Raw genomic sequence first — 19,634 nt, forward strand, 5'->3', positions numbered from 1 at the left:
CTACTCCCGCTCCGTGCGAGGGTGGTGCGCGAACGCCAGGTGCTTGCCCTCGTATTCGGCGAGGGACAGCAGGGTCTCGGCGATGTGCGCGGTCTGTACGGTGCCGCCCGCGGCGGCGCGCATCCTGGCATGCATGAGCAGCGGCGGCAGCTTGCGCCACTGCGTGATCGCACGTTCCCAGTGATCGCGGCCGTCCGCGTCGAGCAGGTCGGCGTCGAGCTCGGACGCCCACAGCAGCAGCTCGCGCTGGCGCAATGCCTGCCACAGATCGTCGAGCTGGGTGAAATCCTCTGGTGTCGAGGCGAACTGGTAGCGGCTGGCCAGGGCGATGAGCGCGTCCGCCCCGACCAGACGGTCCTCGCGGGGTGAGAGCGGCGCGACCGGATGGGATTCGAGCCACCGGTAGGTCTTGCCGGTGTGAATCGCGGTCGAACCGGCCATCGCGCGTTCGCGCAGCAGCGCGACCGTGTTGTCCGTGCCGAGACCGGTCGACCACTCGCGTAACTCTGCCGCAGAGAGCACCGGAATCCGTTGCCCGGTCTGCTTTCCCAGCTCGGTGGTCATGGTCAGCGGATCCTCGATCACCCAGCCCTCGATGGTCTCGACGACGGCCAGCCAGTGCGGCGCGTGCCAGCGCTGGTGCCCGTGCTGCCAGGGCAGGTGGAAGATGTCGGCGAGCAGCACCACCGAACCGTGCTCGGCCACTTCCTCTTCCAGGGCGTGGTAGGCGGTGGCCCAGTCGTCGTCGCCGTTCACCCGCAGGCCCAGGGCGGGCAGCGGCGGGGTCGCGTCGTGCTCGAACAGGAGCAGGTCGTCCTCGGCGGGGCTGACCGACAGCGTCGGCCCGCCCGCGAGCAGCGGCCGCCACCACCGGGTTTCGCCACGGGCCACCAGCGCGCCGGCCAACGCCGCGGTGAAGCAGGTCAGCTTGTCGCCGTGGGTGGCGAGGGCCGTGGTCATTTCGCGCCCCGCAGCGTGCCGTCGAGGTAGGCGGTGCGCGAGGCGGAGCGCTGGATCTTGCCGCTGGAGGTGCGCGGGATCGCGCCGGGGCCGAGCAGCACCACCTCGTGCACGCCGACGTCGTGGATGCTGAAGATGGCCTGGCGCACCGCGTTCCGTAGTTCCTCGGCGGTGGTCTCGTCGCCCGCGGGGATGCGGGCCTCGATGAGCACCACGATCTTCTCCTGCACGCCGACCTCGACGGAGAAGGCCGAGCACCGGCCGGGCAGCACCAGCGAATGCGCCTGCTCGGCGGCGTCCTCCAGGTCCGGCGGATAGTAGTTGCGGCCGTCGATGATGATCAGGTCCTTGAGCCGGGTGGTCGGGTAGACCTCGCCGTCGTGCCGGAAGCCGATGTCGCCGGTGCGCAGGTAGTATTTGCCGTCGCGCGGCGAGAGTTCGCCGCGGAAGGTGTATTCCGTCTCCTCGGGCCGGTTGTAGTAGCCGGTGCAGACGGCCGGGCCGGACACCCAGATCTCGCCGAGCCGGTCGTCGGGCAGGGCCAGCTTGGTCTCCGGGTCCACGATCTGGATGGTGGTGCCCGGCGCCGCCGCGCCACCGCTGACGATGTCCGCGCCGTTCTTTGCCACGACCACCTGACCGGCGGCGAGTGCCTCCCGGTTCACCGTGAGGGTCTGCACGCCGGACAGGGTGCGCCAGTTCACCGACACGATCAGCGTCGACTCGGCCAGCCCGTACCCGGCGATCAGGCTCGATCGGGCCAGGCCGTGATCGGCGAACGCCGCGTGGAACTTCTCGATCGTGCTGACCCGCACCGGTTCCGCGCCGGACAGGGCGTAGCGCCACCGGCTCAGGTCGATGCCCTCGAGTTCCTTCGGGCCGATGCGTTCGGCGCACAGCTCGTAACCGACGTTCGGTGAGGCGGCGAAGATCTGCGCGGGGTTGTCGCTGATCGCCTGGAGCCAGCGTTCGGGCCGGCGCAGGAACGACGTGGGCGACATCTGCACCACGCCGTGGCCGCTGATGATCGGCATGATCACGCCGACCATCAGGCCCATGTCGTGGAACAGCGGCAGCCAGCTGACGAAGCCGACCTCGTCCTCGGCGGAAATGCCGACGTGGTACATCATTTCGTAGACCTGCCGCGCGTTGTCCAGTAGCCCGCGGTGCGGCACCATCACCCCGGCGGGGGTGCGGGTGGAGCCGGAGGTGTACTGCAACAACGCGATCTGCTCGCGGTCCACCAGGACGGGTTCCCAGTCGATGGCGAGCTTCTCGTCGACCTCGCCGGTGGTCACGATCAGCCGGGTGGTGTCGGTCGGCGAATTGTCCAGCCAGGCAGTGACATTGGCGAGCGACCCGTCGGTGGTCACGATGCAGGCGGGATCGGAGTCGACGCAGACCGCATCGATGCGGCCGTTGGAATTGTGCGCGCTCGGCGGATACAACGGCACCGCGATGATCCCGGCGTAGAGGCATCCGAAGAACGCCTTCACGTACTCCAGGCCCGGCGGCAGGAGCAGCACGGCCCGGTCGCCGGGGTGCGCGACCTGGAGCAGCGTGGCCGCGTATGCCCTTGCCGCACGGTCGATCCCGGCGTAGGTGAGCGACTCGGTCTCGCCGTGCTTGGAGGTCGAGTCCGGGTAGCTGAGGAAGCTGTAGGCGACCTTGTCCGGCCGTTGCGCGGCCTGGTTGGTCAGCGCGCGCACCAGTGTGTCGTACTCGAGCGCGCCCCCGGTGAGCAGTGTTGTGGTCATACTCCGACCTCCTGTGGTGACGGCGCGGCGAGGAAGCCGACCTTGCGGAAGTAATCCAGGTAGCGGATGAACAGGTCACGGGTGACCGGCGGGCACGCCACGCCGACCTGGTCCAGCGCGGTGACGGCCTGGTCCACGTCGAACTGGATGAGCGGGGTGAGGCCGTCGTTGGCGCTCAGCAGGCTCAGCACGCTGAATGACGCCGACCCCGGTCCCGCGCTCGCGGCGTGCGCGGCGATCGCGTCGCGCCACTGATCCAGCGCCACCGGTTGCACTGGCCGGCCGCTCTCGCGCAGCCAGCCGATGGCGTCGGTGAAGGTGCACGGCTGCGGGTTGCGCAGGTGGTAGATGTGCGTACCCGGTTGCGGGTTGCGGGCCAGTTCGACCATGGCCGCGCCGGTGAAGTCGGCGGGCGCGAGGTCCACCGCGAAGTCCACCTCCGGCGCGAGGCCGACCTCCTGGCTGGCCTTGACCAGCAGCCAGAAGAAGTCGCTGGTCTGGCAGGCGCCGGTGCGGCTGTCGCCGCCGATGCGGCCGAGCCGGAACACGCTCACCGGCAGGCCGCGTTCGCCCGCCTCGGTGACCAGTCGCTCGGACACCCACTTGCTGCGCAGGTAGCCGAGGGACAGCTGCGAGGGATCCTGCGCGACAAGCGGTGCCGCGACCCGTCCGTCGACCGCGTCGCCGGGGCCGAGCACGTACAGCGAGGACACGAAATGCAGTGGCGCGCCGCTGGTCCGGGCCAGCGTGATCAGCTCCTGGGTGCCCTGGACATTGGCCGCCTCCAGCACCCGGTACGGCAGCGCGAAGTTGACGTGCGCGCCGTTGTGGTAGATCGCGTCGATCGTGCGGCCCAGTAGCAGGAATTGCTTCTCGGACAAGCCGAGTCGCGGTGCGGCCAGATCGCCGAGAACGGGGACGACCCGGTCGAACGAATCGCGCGGCAGCTCATAGCTGTCGAAGGTGGCGGCCAGGCGCGCGAGGCCCGCCTCCTTGCTGTCCGCTCGAACCAGGCAGTGCACGCGGGAATCGGTGCGCGCCAGCAGTTCGTGCAGCAGGAACGCGCCGACAAAGCCGGTAGCGCCGGTGAGCAGCACCTCGCCCGTGCTGGGCGGTGTCGCGGTCCACGGTGCGGCAGGCCAGGATTCGATCGCGGCGGCCACCTCGGCCTCGAGATCGATCGATTCCTCGGTGGCGGCCTCACCGGCCAGCAGCGCGACCACACCGGCGACGGTGGGCCGGGCGAACAGCGAGCCGAGCGGAATGTCCTCGCCGAAGGTCTGTTTCAGCCGCAGGATCAGCTGGGCGGCCAGCAGCGAGTGGCCGCCGAGGTCGAAGAAGTTGTCTTCCCGGCCGACCCGCGGGATGCCGAGGACGTGCGCGAAGACGCCCGCGACGCGCTGTTCGAGCGGGGTGCGCGGCGGCTCGTACTCCAAGGTGTTGCGGCGCAGGACCGGGGCGGGCAGCGCGCGGCGGTCCAGCTTTCCGTTGGTGGTCAACGGGAATTCGTCCAGCACGAGCACGGCGGCGGGGACCATGTGCTGCGGCAGTCGCCGCGCCAGGTGGGCGCGCACGTCGACGACGAGATCGTCGCGGGCCTTGACCCGCAACGGATCCGAGATGACGAGATCGTCCGGCCATTCGGCGTCGCGGGCCACCGGGATGGACGGCAAGGCCACGTCCCACCCGGTCACCACGACGTCGTAGCGGCCGCCGGGGCGGCGCAGCGCCTCGATCCGGTAGGGCACCCGATCGGCAAGGGCGAGATAGTCTTCCGGGCTGACCCCGCCGGAATCGGCGAGCGCGGCCCGGATCTGCGCGGCGCTCGCGCGGCCACGCTGTAGCTCGGCGACCACCGCGAGCGGACCGGCCACCCGGGCATCGAGGACGTCGGCGATCAGCACGGCCGCCGGGCGATCCCGTTCGAGCAGCTCGGCCAGCAGCCGCGGGGTGGTCGTCGCGTCGAGCAGCTTCGGCCGTACCGGCAGTCCACGCTGACCCGCGAACAACACGGCGTCGTAGCGGAATCGGGACATCTCGTTGAGGTACTCGCCGCGCTTGAGCCGGATCCTCGAACCGGACAGGGTGGGCTGTGCGGCGACGAAGTCCTCGAAATACCGTGGCGAGATGACCAATTCGGCGTCCCGATCGAGCGCGGCGCGCACGGCGGGCGCGAGTTCGGCGGCTCCGGCCGATGGGGCGTTCGTCGCCTCGACCGTCGCGTGGAAGGACTCGCTGAGCGTGAGATCGCGGACGTCGCCGACGAACAGCACGCCTTCGGGGGCGAGCAGGCCGACCACCGAATCCAGCACGCGGGTCAGGTAATCGGCGCTCGGGAAGTACTGCACCACCGAGTTGATCAGGATGACGTCGTACGGTCCGGCGACGTCGTAGGGCAGCTGATCGGCGGCACACTGGTCGAGCCGGACGTGCTGGAGGTCCGGGTTGCCCTCGACGATCTTCGTGCGCACGTTCTCGATGGCCGAGGCGGAGACGTCGGTGGCGTCGTACACCGCGCACTGCGCGGCCAGCCGGGACAGCAGCAGGCCGGTGCCGCAACCGATTTCGAGGACGCGTTGCGGGGCGAGGGTGCGCACGGCGGCGACGGTGGCCTCGACCCATTCCCGCATGTGCTCCTCGGGAATGGCGGCGTTGGTGTAAGAGTCGTTCCAGCCGGAGATGTCGAAATCGGCGTCGCCCTCGTGGCCTTGGCGGTAGGTGCTGTTGAACACGATCTGCCAGTTGGCGACCTGGTCCTGCTCCGCGTCGGCGGCAGCGGTGGACGCGTCGCCGGGCGTGAAATACGCGACCAGGGAGAGGCTTCCGCCGGCGTCCTTGCGGGCCAGCACGACCGACTGATCGACGCCGGGGTGCGCGGTGATCGCGGCCTCGATCTCGCCGAGTTCGATGCGGAAGCCGCGCACCTTGACCTGCTGATCGATCCGGCCGAGGTATTCCAGATCGCCGTCGGCCCGGCGGCGGGCGAGGTCGCCGGTCCGGTAGACCCGACGTCCTTCCAGCACAGCGCTTTCCACGAAGCGTTCGGCGGTGAGGTCGTCGCGGTTGAGGTATCCGCGCCCGACGCCGGGGCCGGAGACGAGCATCTCCCCCGCCACGCCGTCGGGTACCGGACGGCCCGCCGGATCGACGATCAGCACGCCGAGATCGGGCAGCGGGACACCGATCAGGCTGCCCGCCGCCGACACCACGTCGGCGCGGGTGAGTTCGCGATAGGTGACGTGCACGGTCGTCTCGGTGATGCCGTACATGTTCACCAGGCGCGCGGCGTCGCCGAAGCGGTCGAACCATGGTGTGAGCGTGGACAAGTCGAGCGCCTCGCCGCCGAAGACGATCCAGCGCACCGCGAGTTCGGCGCCGTTGTCCAACGCACGCAGCAGCTGGGTGAACGCCGACGGAGTCTGGTTCAGCACCGTGACCTGTTCGCGGGCAAGCAGTTCCGCGAACTCGGCGGTGGAGCGGCTGACCGAACCGGGGACCACGACGAGCCGGCCGCCGTAGAGCAGCGCGCCCCACATCTCCCAGACGGCGAAGTCGAAGGAGTACGAGTGGAACATCGTCCACACGTCCTGCGCGCCGAAGTCGTACCAGCGGCGGGTCGTCGAGAACAGGCGAACCACGTTGGCGTGCTCGATGACCACGCCCTTCGGGACGCCGGTGGAGCCCGAGGTATAGATGACATAGCAAGGGTCGTGCGGCGCGGCCTTCTCCAGTGGGAGCTCGGGCCCGGTCTCGTCGACCGGCTCGTCTATGAGCAGCAGCTCCGGGCCCGATTCCGCCGCCGAGACCAGGGAGCTGTGGCTGATCACCAGGCGCGCGCCCGAGTCGGCGATCATGAATTCGATCCGGTCCGCCGGGTACATCGGATCGAGCGGAACGTAGGCGGCCCCGGCGCGTAGCACCGCGAGGATCGCGACGACCACGTCGGCGGAACGCTCGAGGTGGATGCCGACGAACGAACCCCGGCCGACACCGCGGGCACGCAGGCGTTGAGCCAGCTCGTCGGCGGCCGCGGCGAGTTCGGCGTAGGTCAGGGCGCGTTCGCCGAACGTGAGCGCCACCGCGTCGGGCGTCTGGATGGCCTGGGCCGCGAAGAGTTCGTGCAGCGTCAGCGCGGGTTCGGCGGAGGTCTCGCTGGGCAGTGCCGCGGCGACCGCGCGTTCGCGCTCGTCGGGCTCGAGGAAGTCCAGCTCCGGCAGCGCGGTGTCCGGGTCGGCGACGACGGCGGTGAGCAGGGCGACGAAGTGCCGCGCGATGGCGGCGACGGTCGGCTCGTCGTACAGGTCGACGTCGTACTCGAACGCGCCGACCAGTTCCGCGCCGACCTGTCGCAGCGTGACCAGCACGTCGAACTTGGTCGTGCCCGAATGGACTTCGACGTATTCGGCGCTGAGGCCAGGGATGGCGAGCTCGGGCAGCGCGGTGTTCTGTAGCACCACGGCGGTGCGGAACAGCGGCGAGTGGCTCAGTTCGCGATCGGGGCGCACGTGCTCGACGACGAGGTCGAACGGCGCCTCCTGGTGGTCGAACGCGTCGAAGACGACGCGCTGTTCGCGGGCGAGCAGTTCGCGGAAGCTCGGCGCGCCGGACAAGTCCGTGCGCAGGGCGAGCGCGTTGACGAAGAACCCGATCAGCGGCTCGATCTCGGGCCGGGTCCGGCCGGCGATCGGGGTGCCGACGGTGATGTCCTCCGCGCCGGTGTAATAGCGAAGCAGCGCTTTGAATCCCGCCATCAGCGCGATGAACAGCGTTGCGGGACGGTCGTTCACCCTGACCTCGTCGGCCAGCTTCCGCAGCCCGGACAGCACCGGGGCGGGGATGGTGAACAGCACACGCGCGCCGCGGTTTTCCGGTTCGAGCGCGCGCGGCCGGTCGGGGTGGAAGGTGACCAGCGGCGGCTCGTCGCCGAGCACGCCGCGCCAGTAGTCGAGGTCGGCGCCGAACTTGTCCTGCTGCGCGAGATCCTGCAACCAGGTCGCGTAGTCGGGGTACTGCAACGGCAGTTCCGGCAGTTCGGGCAGGTGCTTGCCGGCCGTGAGATCGGCGTAGGCGGACATCAATTCGGTGGCGAACACCCCGAGCGACCAGCCGTCGGAGATGATGTGGTGCATGGCGACCGCGAAGATCGAATCGTCCTCGCTCAGCCGCACCAGCAGCACCTCGACCAGCTGACCGGACAGGTCGAAGACGGTCCGGCTGAACTGTTCGACCTGCGCGGTGGCATCCGCCAAGGGGCGCTGCGGATCCAGCTGCGACGGCGACACCATGGTCATCGGCAGCGGCGCCACCGGCCCGACCACCTGCACCGGAACACCGTCGCGCACTTCGATGCTGGTGCGCAGCGACTCGTGCCGGGCGACCACGAACGACAGCGCGCCCTGTAGGGCCGCGATGTCCAGGTGGCCGCGCAGGCGCAAGGCCAGCGGCATGGTGTAGGTCGCCCGGTCCGGGAACAGCTGCTCCAGGAACCAGATTCGCTGCTGCGCGGCCGAAAGCGGCGCGGCGGCCGCGGGATCGGTGCGGCGCGGGATACCGGCCCGCGGGGTGCCGCCGGCGGCCCAGCGCCGCAGCAACGCGCGCCGGGAGGCGCCCGTATCGACGAGTTCAGGCATTGTTGCTCCGTTCTTCGGCCGCCCCCGGCTGGTTGAGCAGCAGCTCGACCTCGCTGTCGGACAGTTCGTCCAACCGCTGCATCAGGTGCGCGGCGATGGTGTCGGCCATCCCCGCGGCTGTCGGACTGGCGAACAGCTCGCCGAGGGCGAGCTCCAGCGGGAAGATGGACCGCAGCTGCGTGGCGACGTGCACGGCGAGCAGCGAATCGCCGCCCAGTTCGAAGAAGTTGGCGTCGGTGCCGACCTCCTCGATGCCGAGCGCCGCGCACCACACCGCGACCACCTGGTTGCGCACCGAGACGACGAAATCGTCCTCGTCGGCATCGTTTTCGACAGCTGCCGCGGCAGGGGCGGCGGGCTGCACGGCCTCGATGCGCCGCGGCTGCATCGGTGCGGCCTCCGGCGCGTCGACCCAATAGCGTTTCAGGGCAAAGGGATACGTCGGCAGGCTGACCGAAACCGGCTTCTCGCCGCCGTAGATGGCGTCGAAATCGACCGCGACACCGGACAACCAGAGCCGTCCGGCCGCGTCCACGATCGCGTTCTCCGGCGCGCCCGCGCCCAGTCCGACGCCGAGGGTGCCGACCGTGGCCGAGGCGCGATCGGCGGTGCGCAGGAACGAGACGAGGGACTTGCCCGGACCGACCTCCAGCGCGACGATCCCCGGGTTCCGGCCGACCAGGCCGAGCGCGGCCTCCCGGAACCGCACGGTGCTGGTCATCTGCCGGGACCAGTAGGCGGGATCGACCGCCTGCTCGGCGGTGATCGGCGCGCCGGTGACGTTCGACCAGAACGGCACCCGCGGGGCCTGCCGGGGCACGCCGCGGACGAGCTCGGCGAAGCGCGCGGCGGCCTCGTCCATGAGCGGGGTGTGGAACGCGTGCCCGACGGGCAGCAGCGAGCTCGGCACGCCTTCCTCGGACAGCTCACCGGCCAGGCGGAACAGGGCCGCCGGAGCGCCGGCGACGACGCAGCGGCTGGCCGAGTTGTCCGCGGCCAGCCAGACGTCGTCCGGCAGGCGCTCGGCGATGATGTCGGCCCCCTTGGAGATGGCGAGCATGCCGCCGGGCGGGGCCGCGGCCATGATCCGGCCGCGTTCGACCACCAGTTCCAGGGCGTCACCGAGGTCGAAGACGCCCGCGAGGGTGGCACAGACCAGTTCGCCGAGGCTGTGGCCGAGCAGTTCCTTCGGTTCCGCGCCGAACTCGCGCCACATGCCTGCCAGGGCGTACTCGACGGCGAACAGGGCCGCCTGGGTCTGTTCGGTGCCCTCGGCATTGCGTACCGCGGCGTCCAGGTCGAAGCCGCTGCGTTCGCGCAGGAGGTCGGTGCAGGCGCGGTAGCGGTCGCCGAACGGGCGGACCGTCTCGGCGAGTTCGAGCACCGCGGCACCGAGCGCGACGCCCTGGCCGGGGAACAGCCAGGCGAGCGCGGGAGCGGGTGCGGCCTCCCCTGCGATCGGCTTGCGCAGTGCGGCCACGGCCTCCTGCGTCGTGCTTGCCACAACCATGCGGCGGTGCGGGAAGCGTCGGCGGCCGTGCGCCAAAGTGTGTGCCACAGCGGCGAGTTCCGCGTCGGTGCTGCCCAGATGCTCGGCGAGCCGGGCAGCCGCTCGATCCGCGTCCTGTGCGGTGCGGCCGGAGATCAGTACTGCGCGAGGGCCGGGTGCCGGAGCGGAAACCTGCGTCGGCGGCTGTTCGACGATCACGTGGGCGTTGGTTCCGCCGATGCCGAAGGCGCTGACCGCCGCCCGGCGCACCGGACCGGACCAGGTCCGCAGTTCGGTGTTGACGAAGAACGGCGTTGCGGCGAAGTCGATTTCGGGGTTCGGCCGGGTGTAGTTGAGGCTGGCCGGGATGCGCCCTTCGCGCACCGCCAGCACCGCCTTGATGAACCCCGCCACGCCGCCCGCGGAATTGAGATGGCCGACATTGGATTTCACCGAGCCGAGCGCGCAGTACTGCGCCGCCTCGGTGTGCTCGCGGTAGGCCGCGCTCAGCGCCGCCACCTCGATCGGGTCGCCGAGTTTCGTTCCGGTGCCGTGCGCTTCGACGTAGCCGATCGTCTCCGCGCCGATTCCGGCCGCCGACAACGCTTCCCGGATGACCGCGCGCTGCCCGGCGATGCCGGGGGCGGTGAAGCCGATCTTGTTGCCGCCGTCGTTGTTCACCGCGGAGCCGAGGATCACCGCGTGGATGTGGTCACGGTCGGCGATCGCGTCGGCGAGCCGCTTGAGCACGACAACGCCGACGCCCGAACCGAATACGGTGCCGCCCGCCTCGGCGTCGAACGCCCGGCAGTGGCCGTCCGGGGAGAGGATCGAGCCTTCCTCGTAGATGTATCCGGCCTCCTGCGGCACCTGCACGCTGGCGCCGCCGGCCAGCGCGACATCGCACTGGAAGTCGAGCAGGGCCTGCGCGGCCTGGTGCACGGCGACCAGCGAGGTGGAGCACGCGGTCTGCACCGCGACGCTCGGCCCGGTCAGGTTCAGCTTGTAGGAGACCCGGGTGGCCAGGTAGTCGGAGGCGTTGCCGTGCAGGGCATGCAGCTGCGAGCTGGGCGTCTGGAACAGGCTCGCGTGTCCGACCAGGTTCCGCAGCAGGTAGGTGCTCATGCCCGCGCCCGCGAAAACGCCTACCGGAGTGGGGTTTTCGGCCGCGATGTGACCGGCGTCCTCCAGCGCCTCCCACGCGCACAGCGTGAACAGGCGATGCTGCGGGTCGGTGAGTTGCACTTCGCGCGGCGGCATTTCGAAGAACTCCGCGTCGAACTTGTCCGCGTCCGCGAGCAGCGCGCCGGCGTGCACGTACCCGGCGGGCGGGTCGGCGGGCATGGACTCCGGTGCGAGCGGGCGCACGGACTCGCGGCCTTCGCACAGGTTGCGCCAGTAGTCGGTGACCGTGTCCGCGTCGGGGAAGCGGCAGGCCATGCCGATCACGGCCACGCGGAACTCGGTGTCGTCCTGGGTCATCGCTGGCTCCCAACGCTGTCGGGCAGGGTTTCGGCCGCCTGGCGGTGCGCCCGGCGGCGGGCGGCGGCCGCGCGGCGGTCCTGGCCGCGGTCCGCGTCGTCCTGCGGGGCCGTGCGGCCGGCCAGCGACTTGGCCAGCTCGTCCACGGTCGGCGCGGCGAACAGGTCGGTCATCGCCAGGATCACGCCGAGGCGGCGTTCGAGCAGGCCGCGCACCCGGGCCAGCGCGAGCGAGTGGCCGCCGAGGTCGAAGAAGTTCTGCCCGAGGCCGATCTCGCGGTCGAGCACCTCCGCCCAGACCTCGGCGACGATGCGCTCCAGCTCGGTGCCCGGCGGGGTGTAGACCGGCGGGGCGGCCGGGGCGATCTTCGGCAGCTTGGCGCGGTCGAGCTTGCCGGTGAGGCCGCGCGGCAGCGTGTCGAGCACCATGTAGGCCGACGGAATCATGTAGTCCGGCAACCGAGTACGCAGGTACGCCGACAGCTCCAGGTAGTCGGGTTCCAGCGGGCCGTCCTGGGTCAGGTAGGCGACCAGGCGGGGCACGTCGGCCTCGGCGTCGAGCACCACGGCGGCCTCGGCGACCGTCGGGTGTGACCGCAGGAACGTCTCGGCCTCACCGGGTTCCACGCGGTGACCGCGGATCTTGACCTGACGGTCCTTGCGGCCGACGAAGACCAGGCGGCCGTCGGGCAGCCGCCGGGCGAGGTCGCCGGTGCGGTAGTACGGGACGCCGTCGCGGCCGGTGCCGAACACCTTGTCGGTCAGTTCCGGTCGATGCCAGTAGCCGAGCGCGACGTACTGGCTGCGCAGCGCGATCTCGCCGTAAACCTCGGTGGGACGGCCGCTTCCGTCGATCAGGTCGACCTCGACGCCCTCGACCGGGTGGCCGATCGGCACCCCGGCCCGGTCCGCGTCTTCCGGAGTGACGATGTGCTGCAAGGCGACCGAGCATTCGGACGGGCCGTACAGGCTGACCAGCCGGCAGGCCGGGGCGAAGTGCCTGCCGAAGTCGACGACGTCGCCGCGGACCACTTCCTCGCCGCCCAGCGCCACCAGGCGCAACGCGTGCGGCACCCATGGGCCGTCGGTGTCGCTGAGCAGGTAGCGGAAAAGCGTTGGGGTGCAGTGCAGCACGGTGATCCCGGCGCGTTCGATCTCCGCGCGCAGGCCCGCGGGAGCGAACAGGTGCGGGTCGATCACATACAGCTCGGCCCCGGCCACCGCCGCGCCGAACGAGTTCAGCACGCCGGCGTCGAAGGTGTAGCGGGCGGGCGCGGCCACGACGTCGTCGGGTCCGATGCGCAGTCGCCGCGCGTAGGTGACGGCGTGCGCCAGGGCGTTACCGCGGCTCTGCGCCACGCCTTTCGGCCGACCGGTCGAGCCGGACGTGTGCAGGACGTAGGCGAAATCGTCGGCGCTGATGTGGGATTTCGCCCAGGTCGACAGGTCGTTGGTCGGCACCGTGCTCAGCGCCGGTTCCGGCCGATCGGTGCGGCCGGACACGGTGAAGACGTGCGCCCCGCCGGCCACCGAGCGGGCCAGTTCGGCCAGCGACGGATCGCACAGCAGCGCGGAAACGTCTGCCTCTTCAAGGATTTCGATCAGCCGGGCCTGCGGGGCACGCGGGTCGAGTGGCACATACGCCACTCCCGCGCGCAGTGCCGCCCAGACCGCGACGAAGCTCTCCGGCGTGTGGTCGTAGAGCAGGGCGACGCGGCTGCCGTCGAGTCCGGCGCCGATGAGTTCCTTGGCGATGACGGCGGTGATCGCGTCGAGCTCGGCGAAGCTGGTGGTGCGGTCGCCCACGCGTAGCGCCGGTGCGCTGCCGCGCAGGTCGATCACGGCGTCGAGCCGATCGATCAGGCGCTCGTCCGGTTCCGGCTCGGGCACCATGGGCGATCCGGGCAGCGTCCAGACCGCCTCGGCGACAGCCTGATCGGCGGTCTCCAGGCCGACCGCCCCGACGAGCTGTTCCGGGTTCGCGACGATGCTCGCGAGCGCGGTCGCGTAATGCCGCAGTGTCCGAACGGCGGTCGGTGCGTCGTAGAGGTCGGCGCTGTATTCCAGGACCAGCTTGGTCGGGCCGTCCGTCTCGTCGACGGTGAGGTCGAAGTCCAGCTTGGCCGTCGTCCGCGGCGCGTCCACCAGTTCGACGTCGAGGCCGGGCATGCCGAGTGACGGTGGGGGCGTGTTCAAGTAGTTGAACATGACCTGGGCGAGCGGGGTGCGGCTCATGTCCCGGGTCGGCACCATCGCCTCGATGACCTTCTCGAACGGCAGGTCCTGGTTGGCGTGCGCGGACAGGACCGTCTTGCCGACACGGGCGACCAGCGCGGTGAAGGTCTCCTCGGGGTCGACCTCGGTGCGCAGCGCCAGGGTGTTCAGGAAGCAGCCGACCAGCGGCTCGACGGCCGAACGGGTGCGTCCGGCGATCGGCGAGGCGACGATCAGATCCTGTTGGCGGGTATAGCGATTCAACATGGTGTAGAACCCGGCGAGCAGCACCGCGAAGGTGGTGACGCCGCTGCGGGCGGCGAGCGCCCGGACCTCGGCCATCACCTGCGGGTCGAGACCGAGCCGCTCGACCGCGCCGCGGGAGGTGCGGCGCGCCGGACGTGGCCGGTCGCCGGGGATTTCGGTGACCGTCGGGTCGGCCAGCTCGGTGCGCCAGAAGTCCAGCTGACCGTCGAGCCGGTCGGCGTTGCCGCGCTGCCAGTTCGCGTAGTCCGCGTACTGGACGACCAGCGGCGGCAGCGCTGTATCGACGCCGGCGACCTGCGCCTGGTAATGGGCTGAAACCTCTTGGCTCAGTACGGCAATGGACCAGCCGTCGCACACGATGTGGTGCAGCGCGATGGCGAGCAGATACTCGCCCGGCCCCGATTTGATGAGGTGGTATCGCCAGACCGGGCCTTCGGCGAGGTCGAACGGCGCGCGGTAGACGCTCGCCGCGAGTTCGGCCTCGGCGGTGCCGCGCTGTTCCGGCGCGAGGGTGCTGAAGTCGGTGAACTCCAGTGCCCGTGGCGAATACGGGCGGATCACCTGACGCAGCTGCCCGTCCTCGGTGGTCCGGTAGACGCTGCGCAGCACCTCGTGCCGCTGTTCGACCAGGGCCAGCGCGTTCTCCACCGCGGCGACGTCGAGGTCGCCGCGCAGCCGCAGGCCGCCGGGCATGATGTAGGTCGCGTTGCCGGGATCGAGGGTTTCCAGGAACCAAAGTCGTTCCTGGGCATAGGAGACCGGCAGCAGTTCGCCGTCCGTGCGCGGCACGGCCTGCAATGGCGGCAGCGAATCCTGTTCGGCGGAAGCGGTTTCGATCAGGCGCGCGGCCGTCACGATGGTCGGGCTCTCGAACAGTTCGCGCAGCGAGACGCTGACGCCGAACTCGTCGAGGATCTGCGAGATCACCCTGGTCGCGGCCAGCGAGGTGCCGCCGAGCAGGAAGAAGTCGTCGTGGCGGCCGATTTCGGTGCGTTCCAAAGCCTGCGACCAGAGGGCCGCGAGGCGGATCTCCCGCTCGCCGATCGGGGCTTCGAACTCCGCGTCTGCCGCGTCGTCCGAATCTGCCTCGGCCGCTTCGTCGTTCACCGTGTACTCGCGCACCGGCAGCGCGGCGAGCAGCGAGTCCACCGGCGAGTTCGGCGCGGCCGCGGCGGCCGCGGCGAGGGTGAAGAAGTCCTGCGCCAGGTCGGCGGCGGCGGTCGCGTCGAGCAGCTTCGAGTTGTAGGTCAGGTGACAGACCATCTCGGAGCCGGTTTCGGCGACGTGCATGACCAGGTCGTAGAGCGTCGCGCCGGTGTCGATGGTCTGCCATTCGACGGTCAGTCCCCACGCGCTCAGATCGGGGCGCTCGAGCATCTGCTGCACGAACAAGGTCTGGAAGACCGGGCTGAAGGCCGGATCCCACGGCCCGCCGACGGCCTCGACCACCCGCTCGAACGGGACGGTCTCGTCGTCGTAGGCGGCCAGCGCGGTGTCGCGGGTGCGGTGCAGCAGGTCGAGGAAGGTCTGGCCGTCGGCGAGATCGGCGCGGACCGGGACCGTATTGACGAAGTGCCCGATGGTTTTCGCCAGCTCGGCGTATGGGCGGGCCGCCATCGGGATGCCGACGCAGAAGTCCCGCTGGCCGGTGCGGTGCGCCAAAGTCAGCTCGTAGCAGGCCAACAGGAAGACGAACGGCGGAACGCCGTTCGCGGCCGCGCCGGCCCGCACGGCGGCCGCCACCTCGGGCGGGAACGAATTCTCCACGCGCGCACCGTTGTTGCCCACCCGTCGCGGGCGGCGGCCGATGGACAGATCCAAAGCCGGTGCGCCACGCAGCAGCGCGGCCCGTTTGTCCACCGCGGCCGCTTGGGTTGCGGGCGTGCCGTGTTCGGCACTCCACACCGCGTAGTCGGCGTACTGCCGCGGCGGCACGTGCAGGATGATCTCCTCGCCGCGCACCACGGCGCCGTAGGCTGCCCACAGCTGATCGATCAGCAGCGCGATCGACAAGCCGTCCAGCACAAGGTGATGCGCGACGACCGCGAGAATCCACTCCTGCTCGGCGAGCCGGATCAGCGCCCACCGCACCGGCGGCCGGGCCGCCAGATCGAACGGCTCGGACGCCAGGGTGTGCAGCAGCTGATCGACCGCCGACTCCCGCGCCTTCGCGGGCACGAGCCGGAGATCGGGCGTTTGCCAGTCTGCGCCCGCGACCTCGACGACCTCGGCCCGCAGTCCCTCCGGGGTCTCCTCGAAGACCGTGCGAAAGGCGTGCTGCTGCTGGGTCACCGCGTCGGCGGCCGTGTGCAGCGCCGCCACCTCGAGCGGACCGCTGATCCGAATGCCCAGCGGCACATGGTAGATCGCGGCGTGCCCGGCGAGCTGCTCGTGCAGCCAGATGCCCCGTTGCGCCGGCGTCGCCGGGAACGGACCCGCGCCCTCGCGCAGCGGGACGGTGGTGGTGGAGATGCCTGCGGCGCGGCGCTCCCGCAGGCGCGCCAGGGCCAGGCTGCTAGCCGGTGAGTTCATGATCGTTCTCCAAAAGGGCTGCATCGGCTTGCTCGACCATGAGCTCCTCCAGCGCGGCCGCCACCTGGGCGACGGTCGGCTCCTGCAACATGCGCCGGAGGGCGAACTCGATCTCGAAGAGTTCGCGGAGCCTGCGGACGAACTGGGTGGCGGCCAGGGAATGCCCGCCGATGCGGAAGAAGTTCTCGAAGACGCCGACCTGCTCGAGCCCGAGCAGCTCGGCCCACATCTCGGCCACGACCTGCTCGTATTCGGTGCGCGGCGCGACGTAGTCGGCGTCGGCGGTGAACAGATCGGTCGACGCCCGTGACACCGGGGCCGCCTCGACGCTCGGCACGCCGCCGACGATCCGGTAGGACTTGCGGTCGAACGGATACAGCGGCAACCGGGCCGGCGGACGCGTCGCCGCGTCCACCCCGGACCAGCGCACGTCGTGCCCGCGGACATGCAGCTCGCCGAGCGCCGCCAGCATCACCGAGAGGTCGTCGACGTCACGAACCAGCGACGGCACCGCGACCCCGGCCCGATCGTGATGGCGGAGCAGGCTTTTCAGCATTCCGTTCAGCGCCGGGTGCGGGCCCAGCTCGATGAAGGTGCCGATGTTGGCATCGATCATCGCGCCGACCGCCTCGGCGAACTGCACCGGGCGCACCACCTGATCGGTCCAGTAGAGGCCGTTCAGGTGCGCGCCGTCGATCCGCGCGCCGGTGACGGTGGAGAAGAACGGGATGCCGCCCTCGCGGGGCTGGATGCAGGGCATGTCCGCCGCGAACTCCGGCAGGCAGTCCAGCATCAGCGGCGAGTGGAAGGCGTAGCGGCCGGGCAGGCGGCGGGTCATGATCTGCTCGCCGTCGAGCCGGGCCAGGTAGCCGTCGACCGCGCCGGTGCTGCCCGAGATCAGCGTCCAGGCCGGGCCGTTGGTGCCCGCGAGGTGCACCCGGGGCGGCAGTTCGAGTTCGGCCGCGGGCCGGTTGACCACGGCCATGCAGCCGTTGTCACGCAGGCGCGCGGTCGCCTTGGCCCGGGCCGCGATGATCTGCGCGGCGGTGCGCAGGTCGATCGCGCCGCTGACGTGCGCCGCGGCGACCTCGCCGACGCTGTGCCCGACCACGGCGGACGGGGTGATCCCCCACGACTGCCACAGCGCCGCCAGCGCGACCTGTAGCGCGAACAGCACCGGTTGCGCGGTGCCGGTGTCGGCGAGGGCTTCCTCGTCGCGACCGCGGTCGAGGATGGCGAAGGTGGACCAACCGAGTTCGATGCGCAGCTCGCGGTCGACCGCGAGCAAGGCGTCGCGGAACACCGGCTGATGCCGAATCAGCTTGCGTCCCATGCCGACCCACTGGTTGCCCTGTCCGGTGAAGACGAAGGCCACCTTGCCGGGACCACCGCGCGGCACCCGACCGGCGGCAGCACCCAGCGGCAGCGAACCGCCGGAGATCGAGGTGAGCTGCTCGGCCAAGTCCGCATGACCGCGTGCGGCGACGGCGACCCGGAACGGGTGCTGTGCCCGGCGCGCGGTCGAGGTCTGTGCGAGTTCGGCGATCGGCGGGGCCGTGCCGCCGCGCAGCAGGTCGATCCAGTGGTCGACCAGGTCGAGCGTCGACTGCTCACTGCGGCCGGAAATGCTGACCAGATAGGGCTTTTCGAGCGCGGCAGCGGTCTGGGTGTGTGCCGCCTCAGTCGGTGCGCCGGTGAGGACGGCGTGCGCGTTGGTGCCGCCGAACCCGAAGGAGCTGACGCCCGCGAGCGCGCGGCCACGGCGCTGCGGCCAAACCTGGTTCTCGGCAGGCACAGTGAACGGCAGTTCGTCGAACGCGATGTGCTTGCTCGGCGACTCGAAGTTCAGGTTGGCCGGCACCTGCCCGTGGTGCAGCGCGAGCGCGGTCTTCACCAATCCGGTGATGCCCGCGGCCGCCTCGAGGTGACCGACCACCGTCTTGGCCGAACCGACCAGGAACTTGTCCTCGCGGTTGTCGGCGAAAACGGCGCCGAGCGCGCGGGCCTCGATGGCGTCGCCGAGGATGGTCCCCGTGCCGTGCGCCTCGATGTACTGCACGTCACCCGGGTTCACCCCGGCCCGCCGGTAGGCGCGACGCAGCACGTCGACCTGCGACTGGTAGCTGGGCGCGGTCAGTCCATTGGTACGACCGTCCTGGTTTACCGCCGAACCGAGCAGTACCGCGTAGACCCGATCGCCGTCCTGTTCGGCCTGCGCCAGCGGCTTCAGCACGACCGCGGCGCTGCCCTCGCCCCGCACGTAACCGTCGGCGCGATCGTCGAAGGTCTTGCATCGCCCGTCGGCCGCCATCATGCCCGCGCCGGCCAGCGACTCGGTGACCCGCGGGTCGAGGGTCATGTTCACGCCGCCGACCACGGCGACATCGCAATCGCCGTCGTGCAGGCTGCGCAACGCCATGTGCAGCGCGACCAGCGAGGACGAGCAGGCGGTATCCACGCTGACGCTCGGCCCACGCAGGTCGTAGAGATACGAAAGCCGGTTTGCCGCAATACTGCTGGCATTACCGGTCACGGCCGCGATCGGCATCCCGGCCGCGGCGGATTCGCCCATACCGCGCGAATAGTCACCCGCGGTGATGCCGACGAAGGTGCCGGTCGAGGTGCCGGCCAGCCGCTCCACCGGCACGCCCGCGTCCTCGAACGCGTCCGCGACGGTCTCCGCGAGCAGCCGATGCTGCGGATCCATGGCCGCGGCCTCGGTGTCACCGATGCCGAAGTAGTTGGCGTCGAAGGCATACGGGTCGTCCAGGAACGAGCCGAACCAGGATCGGCGCTGCGCATCGCCGCGCACGCCGCCGGTCGGCGGCCAGTCGTGCCGGGCGTCGGGCGCCTGGCCGACCAATTCGCGGCCGTGCCACAGGGTTTCCCACAGCTGCTCGGGTCCGCGCAGGCCGGGGAACGAGCAGCCGATGCCGATGATGGCGATCGGCTCCTGGGCGACACCGGCCCGGGCCGGGCGCCCCCCGACTTCGGGCTCCCGATCCGCGGTGTCCCGCGCTGCCGGTTCGAGGTTGTCCTGCGCCGCGGCCAGCCCCTCGGCCAGCGCGTGCACGGTCGGATACTCCCAGGGGAGATCCGGCGGAAGTGGTTTTCCCATCCAGGTGGAAATCTTGCCGACGAATACCAGCGCCACCGCCGAGGTGAGCCCGAAACTCGAGAACGGCTCACTCAGGGCCACGTCATCCGTGGCAATGTCCAATAAATCTCCGAGCGTTTCGGTGAGAAACAAACTGATCTCGTCGGCCGTCCGACGGGCCATTTCTGCAGACATCTAGCACTATCC

Annotated in this window: 6 protein-coding genes; all 6 read right to left on the reverse strand. The window is 70.5% G+C overall.

Annotation, left to right across the window (positions count from 1 at the left end):
• Genes AB0M22_RS33460 through AB0M22_RS33485 form a run of 6 tightly spaced genes read right to left on the reverse strand, consistent with a single transcriptional unit; the run spans position 1 to position 19,622 of the window.
• On the reverse strand, positions 1-960 hold the full coding sequence (locus AB0M22_RS33460; protein WP_364735444.1) for a hypothetical protein: 960 nt from the start codon (positions 958-960) through the stop codon (positions 1-3).
• Positions 957-2,717 (reverse strand): fatty acyl-AMP ligase, encoded by a 1,761-nt coding sequence (locus AB0M22_RS33465; protein WP_364735446.1) that lies wholly within the window; start codon positions 2,715-2,717, stop codon positions 957-959. The genes AB0M22_RS33460 and AB0M22_RS33465 overlap by 4 nt, the downstream gene beginning before the upstream one ends.
• Positions 2,714-8,347, reverse strand: a complete 5,634-nt coding sequence (locus tag AB0M22_RS33470; RefSeq protein ID WP_364735448.1) for an amino acid adenylation domain-containing protein — start codon at positions 8,345-8,347, stop codon at positions 2,714-2,716. Before AB0M22_RS33470 ends, AB0M22_RS33465 begins: the two co-directional genes overlap by 4 nt.
• Positions 8,340-11,318 carry a beta-ketoacyl synthase N-terminal-like domain-containing protein gene (locus AB0M22_RS33475; RefSeq protein ID WP_364735450.1) on the reverse strand — a complete coding sequence of 993 codons (2,979 nt, stop codon included), beginning with the start codon at positions 11,316-11,318 and terminating at the stop codon, positions 8,340-8,342. The genes AB0M22_RS33470 and AB0M22_RS33475 overlap by 8 nt, the downstream gene beginning before the upstream one ends.
• Positions 11,315-16,330, reverse strand: coding sequence for a condensation domain-containing protein (locus AB0M22_RS33480; RefSeq protein WP_364735452.1), 5,016 nt, complete (start codon positions 16,328-16,330; stop codon positions 11,315-11,317). Before AB0M22_RS33480 ends, AB0M22_RS33475 begins: the two co-directional genes overlap by 4 nt.
• Complete coding sequence (locus tag AB0M22_RS33485) at positions 16,314-19,622, reverse strand: beta-ketoacyl synthase N-terminal-like domain-containing protein (RefSeq protein ID WP_364735454.1); 3,309 nt, start codon at positions 19,620-19,622, stop codon at positions 16,314-16,316. Before AB0M22_RS33485 ends, AB0M22_RS33480 begins: the two co-directional genes overlap by 17 nt.
• Positions 19,623-19,634: the final 12 nt, after the last annotated feature.

The organism is Nocardia sp. NPDC051756, assembly GCF_040681495.1.
Classification (GTDB): domain Bacteria; phylum Actinomycetota; class Actinomycetes; order Mycobacteriales; family Mycobacteriaceae; genus Nocardia.